The organism is Actinomycetota bacterium (genome assembly GCA_018334075.1).
In the GTDB taxonomy this organism is placed as follows: Bacteria; Actinomycetota; Coriobacteriia; order Anaerosomatales; family UBA912; genus JAGXSC01.
Genome location: JAGXSC010000005.1, coordinates 1 through 6,743 on the forward strand (window position 1 = coordinate 1; position 6,743 = coordinate 6,743).

The 6,743-nt window shown below is 36.7% G+C and carries 10 protein-coding genes; all 10 read left to right on the forward strand.

Annotated features, from left to right (window positions below):
• A partial coding sequence (locus tag KGZ89_00460) for a major capsid protein (protein MBS3973332.1) occupies positions 1 to 267 on the forward strand: 267 nt, incomplete at its 5' end.
• 66 nt (positions 268 to 333) lie between these two features.
• Entirely contained in the window at positions 334 to 744 is a 411-nt protein-coding gene (locus KGZ89_00465) for a hypothetical protein (protein ID MBS3973333.1), read from the forward strand.
• A gap of 2 nt (positions 745 to 746) precedes the next feature.
• Positions 747 to 1,253: a hypothetical protein gene (locus tag KGZ89_00470; GenBank protein ID MBS3973334.1), complete on the forward strand. Its 507-nt coding sequence runs from the start codon at positions 747 to 749 to the stop codon at positions 1,251 to 1,253.
• A complete protein-coding gene (locus KGZ89_00475) occupies positions 1,253 to 1,723 on the forward strand; it encodes a hypothetical protein (GenBank protein ID MBS3973335.1) in 471 nt (156 codons plus the stop codon). Before KGZ89_00470 ends, KGZ89_00475 begins: the two co-directional genes overlap by 1 nt.
• Positions 1,724 to 1,768: 45 nt before the next feature.
• Positions 1,769 to 2,188, forward strand: a complete 420-nt coding sequence (locus KGZ89_00480) for a hypothetical protein (GenBank protein ID MBS3973336.1) — start codon at positions 1,769 to 1,771, stop codon at positions 2,186 to 2,188.
• Complete coding sequence (locus KGZ89_00485) at positions 2,181 to 2,756, forward strand: hypothetical protein (GenBank protein ID MBS3973337.1); 576 nt, start codon at positions 2,181 to 2,183, stop codon at positions 2,754 to 2,756. Before KGZ89_00480 ends, KGZ89_00485 begins: the two co-directional genes overlap by 8 nt.
• 17 nt (positions 2,757 to 2,773) lie before the next feature.
• On the forward strand, positions 2,774 to 4,141 hold the full coding sequence (locus KGZ89_00490) for a DUF3383 family protein (protein MBS3973338.1): 1,368 nt from the start codon (positions 2,774 to 2,776) through the stop codon (positions 4,139 to 4,141).
• A gap of 42 nt (positions 4,142 to 4,183) precedes the next feature.
• Positions 4,184 to 4,651: a hypothetical protein gene (locus KGZ89_00495; GenBank protein MBS3973339.1), complete on the forward strand. Its 468-nt coding sequence runs from the start codon at positions 4,184 to 4,186 to the stop codon at positions 4,649 to 4,651.
• Positions 4,652 to 4,727: 76 nt separating this feature from the next.
• Positions 4,728 to 5,219 carry a hypothetical protein gene (locus KGZ89_00500; protein MBS3973340.1) on the forward strand — a complete coding sequence of 164 codons (492 nt, stop codon included), beginning with the start codon at positions 4,728 to 4,730 and terminating at the stop codon, positions 5,217 to 5,219.
• 253 nt (positions 5,220 to 5,472) lie between these two features.
• Positions 5,473 to 6,743: hypothetical protein (locus KGZ89_00505; protein ID MBS3973341.1), on the forward strand; the 1,271-nt coding region annotated here is incomplete at its 3' end.

The following is a 6,743-nucleotide window of genomic DNA, read 5'->3' on the forward strand; positions in this document are numbered from 1 at the left end:
TCTTGGTTCTTCAACGGTGTTCTTTATGTAGAAGATCCGTATGGAACTATCCCGACTGACGAAGCTTACTTCTTCCCACGTGGTATCCCTAACATGTTCCAGGCGTTCTATGCTCCTGCTGACACTGTTTCTGATGCTAACGATGTAGCACAAGACTTCTACATGTACATGCTTCAGGATCACCGTACTGCTCACATTGAAACAGAGTTCTCTCTGCTAGCTGTGAACACTCGCCCTGAACTGGTTGTACGTAGCACAATGTCCTAAGTATAGCATCCTTATCTAAAGGGAGATAGTGAGAGCTATCTCCCTTTATTTATAATGGAGGAATGAATGTTTGTAGTAAAAGAAAATCAAAAAAGTTTCTGGAATTTCAATGAATTCTTAGTTTTTCTAAATAAAATTAATGATGATGTTGAATTAGACAGACAAGCACCAAATTATGCAATGTTCAGTAAATCTAAAGGGATTATTGGTGGATGCAATTTTATACATCTTTGTGAATTAATTAAAGAGACTTTCAATGTTAAACTAATTCCTAGTGGTTGTATTGAAGCAAATTTCGGATATCTTATTACATTTGAAGATGGATATCTTGAAAAAGTTGAAGCTAAAATCTCTCAAGGAAAACTAGACGAAAAAACAAAAGCAGAGTTGATTTCTCTGGCTTCTGAAAAAGGTCTTGAAGTTAAAGCCACAATGAAGAAAGAAGAAATTATTTCTCTACTTAAAACTGAGGAATAATTATGGCAACTCCAGAGCAAATTCTTAAAGTTAGATCATATTGTTTTTATCCAACAGAAGAAGAACTGCCAGATGCTATTATTGCAGCTAATATTGATAAATGGACTGCAATTTATCCTGATCCTAGACAAGAACCAGTTGTTCTTTATAATGCCACAATTGATTGTTTATATTATCTAATCTATACAGATCCAAATGGTGGTGGCGGAACTGCTGGCTCAACCAGAAGAGAGAAAGTTGGACAAGTTGAAGTAGAAGTTGGTTATACTGCTGACTATGTTTCAAAATGGCAAAAAATTCTCGATGGATATTTAAATGGAGATCTATGGATTCCAGGTACTACTCGTCCTATTGCCAAAGGTGTTATCATTGGTGGTGTAGAAAGAAATGAAGTGGACAGAGTGAAATGTGATCCTAATAGTGTCAATGGTTTATGGGGATTTGGTGTTGATAACAGAAGACCTAGAGGGACTTTTGTAGATCCATATAATCCTTGGAGACGAAGATAATGTCATTAAAAGTTGATAGTAAATGGGATATGTCCTTTTTTGATCAACTCCAAGAAAGGACAAGCAGGTTAGATCAAGTTTCAGTAGAATATGGATATTTTGAAGATAAAACACATGAAGCCTCTGGTCTTCCTATAGGATCCTTAGCATTAATTCATGAATATGGTAGTGTAAAAAGAAATATCCCAGCAAGACCTTTTGTTTTCTACAGTGTGAAACTATTAAATGATAAAGATATTTCAGCTATGAGAAAAGGCATGATTGATTATCTGTTTAAAAGAAAGGATGCGAATGCTTCATTTAAGCCTGTTGGTGTAACTGGGGTAAGAACTATTCAAAGAAGTATCATGTCTCAAAGATTTACTCCACTGGCACCAAAAACTGTAGCTAAAAAAGGAAGTTCAACTATTCTTGTAGAAACTTCTGAGTTACTTAATAGTGCTGAATATAAGATCAATGAGAAGTCTTGATTATTATACCATTTTCATGCTAAAATTAAGTGTAGAGGAGGTTTTGTGTTATTAGAACAATTAACACTCATAGAATTAAAAAGTTATCAAGGAAGACACAGAGAATATGTTAAATCAACCCAAAGCGTCTTTAAAAATTCCTATGCTACGGTAGACTACACAGATTTTACAATAGAAGAATGTAGTTTACAACCAATAGATGGTAGGACACTTCAAGCACTTCCAGAAGGTTATAGATCTAAAGCAGCATATCAATTTTGGTGTAAAACTGAAATGAAAGGATTAGAGCAGAATACCAATCAACTTGCTGATCAAATCCAGATTAATGGTGAATGGTTCTCTATTTATAACTTCAAAGATTGGATAAGAACATCTTATTTGTCACATTATCATTGTGCGGCAGTAAGAGAAGAAATAAATAACTCAATGGACTCTTCAAATACTACTGGAGGAAACTATGGTTAATGCAGATAAAATGGAATTAGTTGAAGACTATCTGCTAGAAAATATAGGTTCCTTTATTGGAGAAGTAACAGGATTAAGTTTATTTTTAATAGATCAACCATGGCCTGATGAAACAGTACCCTCAATCGGTGTTCATATTTTATCATATGATGATTCGAATGGCTGGGGAAATACTAATAAAGTCACACCGGATGGTAGGTATATTGCTGAAACAGATTTAACCTTTACTGTAGAATTAGTAGCAAGATTCGGAAGACCAATGGCAACACTTGCACTGTTAATCCAAGCTTTTAGAGGATTTCAGGAATTAAGATATCAACATTTATATTCTAAAGGTATTGGTATTTTAGATGTATCTAATGCAACACCTGCTAATACTGTATTTGACGGAATTGAAACAGAAAAAAGAGCAAGAATGCTTGTAACATTCTGTGCAAGAATCTCTTCACTTGATACTAATGCCCCTAATTTAGTTGAAACTATAACAGGGTCTATTTATACAAATAAAGACGGTGACGACACTGGTCCCGTTATTCAAGACATCAATGTCACTTTCCTTACAACTTAAAAAGGGGATCTATTGTAATGGCAACTTTAATTGATAAAGTTATTGACGTAACACTAGTCTTCGGTTCAGCAGTAATTGAAACTGCTGTATTCGATATTGCATTGATCCTGGCAGCACACAATGTCACTGAAAACACTGTTGATGTTTATACTTCAACTGATGCAATGCTTCAAGCAGGTTTTGCAAGTGACTCCCCAACATACCAAATGGCATCTCTGATGTTCCAAGGTGTTGGTGCTCCAGATCAAATCATTGTCGGTCGTAGACAACTAGAAAATTATACTATCACTCCTGTTCCAGTAGCAAACGCTATTTACACTGTTACATTGAAACATGGCTCAGTTTCTAAAGCATTCCAGTTTGTGGCAACATCTACACCGACTGCTGTAGAAATTTCAACAGGACTACAAACATTAATTTCTGCGGATACTACTTGGAATACAAGAGTCACAGCAGCAGTAACAGGTGATGATTTAGTTCTTACTCCTGTAGCTGGACAATCTCTGGATGTTTCTGTTGGGACAAACATGAGTCAAATTCGTCATGTGAGTTCTGATCTATTAGAAGATATTTCAGCAGTTGCAGATGCAAATAACACATGGTTCTGGATGGTTTCAGATAGTCATATTCCTGAAGATGTAATGAATCTGGCAGGTTATGCACAAGAGCATGATAAGATCTACTGGACGAGTTCACAAGATACTGCCGTAGTTAATGCAGAAGATGGAAATATTCTACAAGAATTAATGCTATCTGGTTATCGTAACACAGGTTTTGCAATGTGGAGAACCGATGCAGACACTACTTTCCCAGAAGCTGCTGTTGTTGGTGCGATTGCTGCTGCGGATCCTGGTACTACAACTCTGCATGGTAAGACTTTAATTGGGCTTGCAGTTCAAAAATTAAGTACTACACAAGAAACAAATATTGTAGCACAGAACGGTAATATTTATCGTCGTGAGTACGGTCAAAACTTCTATCGTGATGGTAGAATGGTTGATGGCAACTTCTGTGACACAATCCATCATGCACTTTGGGTGAAAGCTCGTGTAGCTGAAAGTCTGTTTGCACTGCTGAAGCGTCGTTCTGATCTTCTGTCTGGTGTTAGATTTACTTCTACAGGTCTTGCTCAAGTTCGTCAAGCAATTTGGGATAACCCTCTTAACCAAGGGATTCTTAACGGTTCTATTGCTAACGAGATTAACGTTTCTTCTGAAACAGGTATGAGAGAGGATTTACGTCCAACTGTTTATGTACCTAATAGAGCAGATATTCCAACCAATGACATCGCACAACGTGTTCTGAATGGTGTTGTAGTTGAATATGTTTATGCTGGTTTCATTCACTACATTAAAGTTCAGGTAAACGTTCTGGTTGACCGTTAATTTTAAAGGGGAGTTTAACTCCCCATATTATTGGAGAATACAATGGATCAAATGCTGACAGGTCTAATGGCCTACGATCCTTCAGAAGTGACTCTACTTCTGGGTGGTTGGGCACCTTATGGTTTTGCTACAGATACTAAAATCACTATTACTAAGACCAGTGATATCATTGTTCCTTATTCAGGGACAGATGGTGATGTATCTTTGGCATTACAACGAAATAAACTAGGGACTCTTACTCTATCACTTCAAGCAACCTCTGGTGCTAATGATGTCATTACGGCATATCATGAGCAGATGTATTTAACAAGAGAAGTTGCTTTTCCTGTGTATATGGAAGATCCACGTGGATTTATTATTAATACAATTGGTTGGATTCAAAGTCAAGGTGAAAATACAATCGGTTCGGAAGTAACCTCTATTGATTGGGTTATTGGACTTAAAGATTGTACTCTTGTAAGAGGAACTACAGCAATATCTCTGAACTCTATTCAGGGTATTACTATTTAAGTTGTTTTAAAATAAAAATATTTATGTTATAATAAAAGCACGGCACAATGTCGTGCTTTATTTTTATGGAGATAATATGCAAAGTATTCAAAGTATGCAACAAGCGTCTGCAATGAAAAGATTAGCCGCACCAGAGACAGCTTTCACTGCGGAATGCCTTAATGGTGAAAAGATGAATTTCAGAATCATCCACTGGAGTCCAACAAAAACTTTCGCAAGAATTTCTAAAATTGGTAAGTATTTTGCTGTACCAATTGCAATGATGATCGATAGTAAACCTGGTGATGCAAACTTCTCTGAAGCATTGCCAGCAGCACTCCTGCAACTATTTAATACAATGGATGAAGACAATCTTCTTGAATTTATTTCGATGCTAATGGATGAAGTTTATTTTGAGAACAAAAGTGTTCTTGAAAACTTTGATTCCTTGTTCATGGGAAGAAATGAAGTTATTATCCAGTTAATGGCAAAAGTTGTGGAGATTAACTACGCCCCTTTTTTCAAGACAGGTTTCGGAAAACTTATAAGCTCAATAATCCCAGTAGTGGGTCTGAGCAAAGCCGAGTAAATCCAAGCATTCAAAAAGCTATGGATGTTGCTAGGAAAAGTTCGTCTTTAACCTGGTATGATTATATGTTTTTTAGGGTTGTATCAGAAACATCAGAAACGAGATATACACTAGATCAATACGGTGTAGAATATTTCCTACAACTTCATGAAGCAATTGCACTAAAAGAGTATATTCAAGATCTAGGTAATAAGGATCTAGAAGTTAAGAGACAAAATGAAATAAAGAAACCTAAAGTTTAACAGGAGTTATTATGGCTACTAAGGTAGAAGCCGCAACACTGGTCAACAGGATTGTCTATAAGACAGATACCAAGAGTTTAAAAGCTGTCAGAAATGACATGAAAAAACTCCAGCAAGAGTTTTCTAAAACAGCTTCTAATGCCATAGCATCTCCTGTAGCTTCCAGAGCAACTGTAAGAAATGCTAAGAAGACGGCAACACAAGTTATGGATGCTCACATAAAAGCTATGGAGAATGTTGCAAAACTTAGAAGTAAGCAAGCGGCAAAGAATGTTCAAAACTCATATAACAGGATCCTTGGGGTAAACAAATCCCCAGGAAAGTCTGCAAGAGATAGTGCTAATGTATTTAAAAAAGCTTTTGCAGAAGATAGTGAAAGAGTGAAAAGACAAAATGCTGAGATGGCAAGATATACTAAAGATATGCTTGACCAGCAAAAAAATGTAGATAAGATGCGTGAAAGAATTGCAAGAGAAGCTTTGCTTGCAAGAAGAAATCAAGAAAGAAGAGATAGTAAGTCTGGATTAAGAAGTAATCAACTAGCTTTTGAAGTTAGCAGATTAAATCTTGGTGCAAAAGAAGCAAGACAATTCTCAAGAGAGCTTGAAAATCTTAACAGAAGATATCGTTCAGGCAAAATTGAACTTGATCAATATAGAGAAAGTACAAGACAGCTTTTAAGAAGTACACGTGATCTATCTAAAGAGCATATGACACTGAGAGAAAGAATTGGTAATCTCCGTAAAGGTGGTTCAGGTGGTCTAGGATTTGGTGGAGCAATTGCAGGTGCTGGTCTTGTTGGGGCAGGTGCTTTGGGATACATGGGTTACTCTCGTGCAGTAATGGCTCTACAAAGCGCTGTGCTGCAATCCAGAGGTCTTAGCCGTGTAAGTTCAATGGGTATCCTACCAGAAGAAACACAAGCCCTACAACTGGCTGCATTAAGGAATACTGGGTTTGACCTTTCTTTTGAGAAGATTAGTGATATTTCAAAAGACGTTCAGGACAAAATAGGTCAATTGAGTCTTGGGGAATGGAAACAGAATAAGAAAACTGGAGACTGGTCATTTAGTGGTGGTGGTGAAATGGCTGACTGGCTTAAAATCATGACGGAACGTGGTGGTTTTAGCCGTGAAGGTGCACTAGCAACATTGAGAAATGTAAAAGGTCCAGTTGAGTTAGCTGTATTACTTGAAGGGTTACGTAAAAGTGCTAAGTTAACTGATTCTGAATTTACTGCTCTGGCAGAAGCTATAAATGACTTCTCCTATATTGCTAAGTC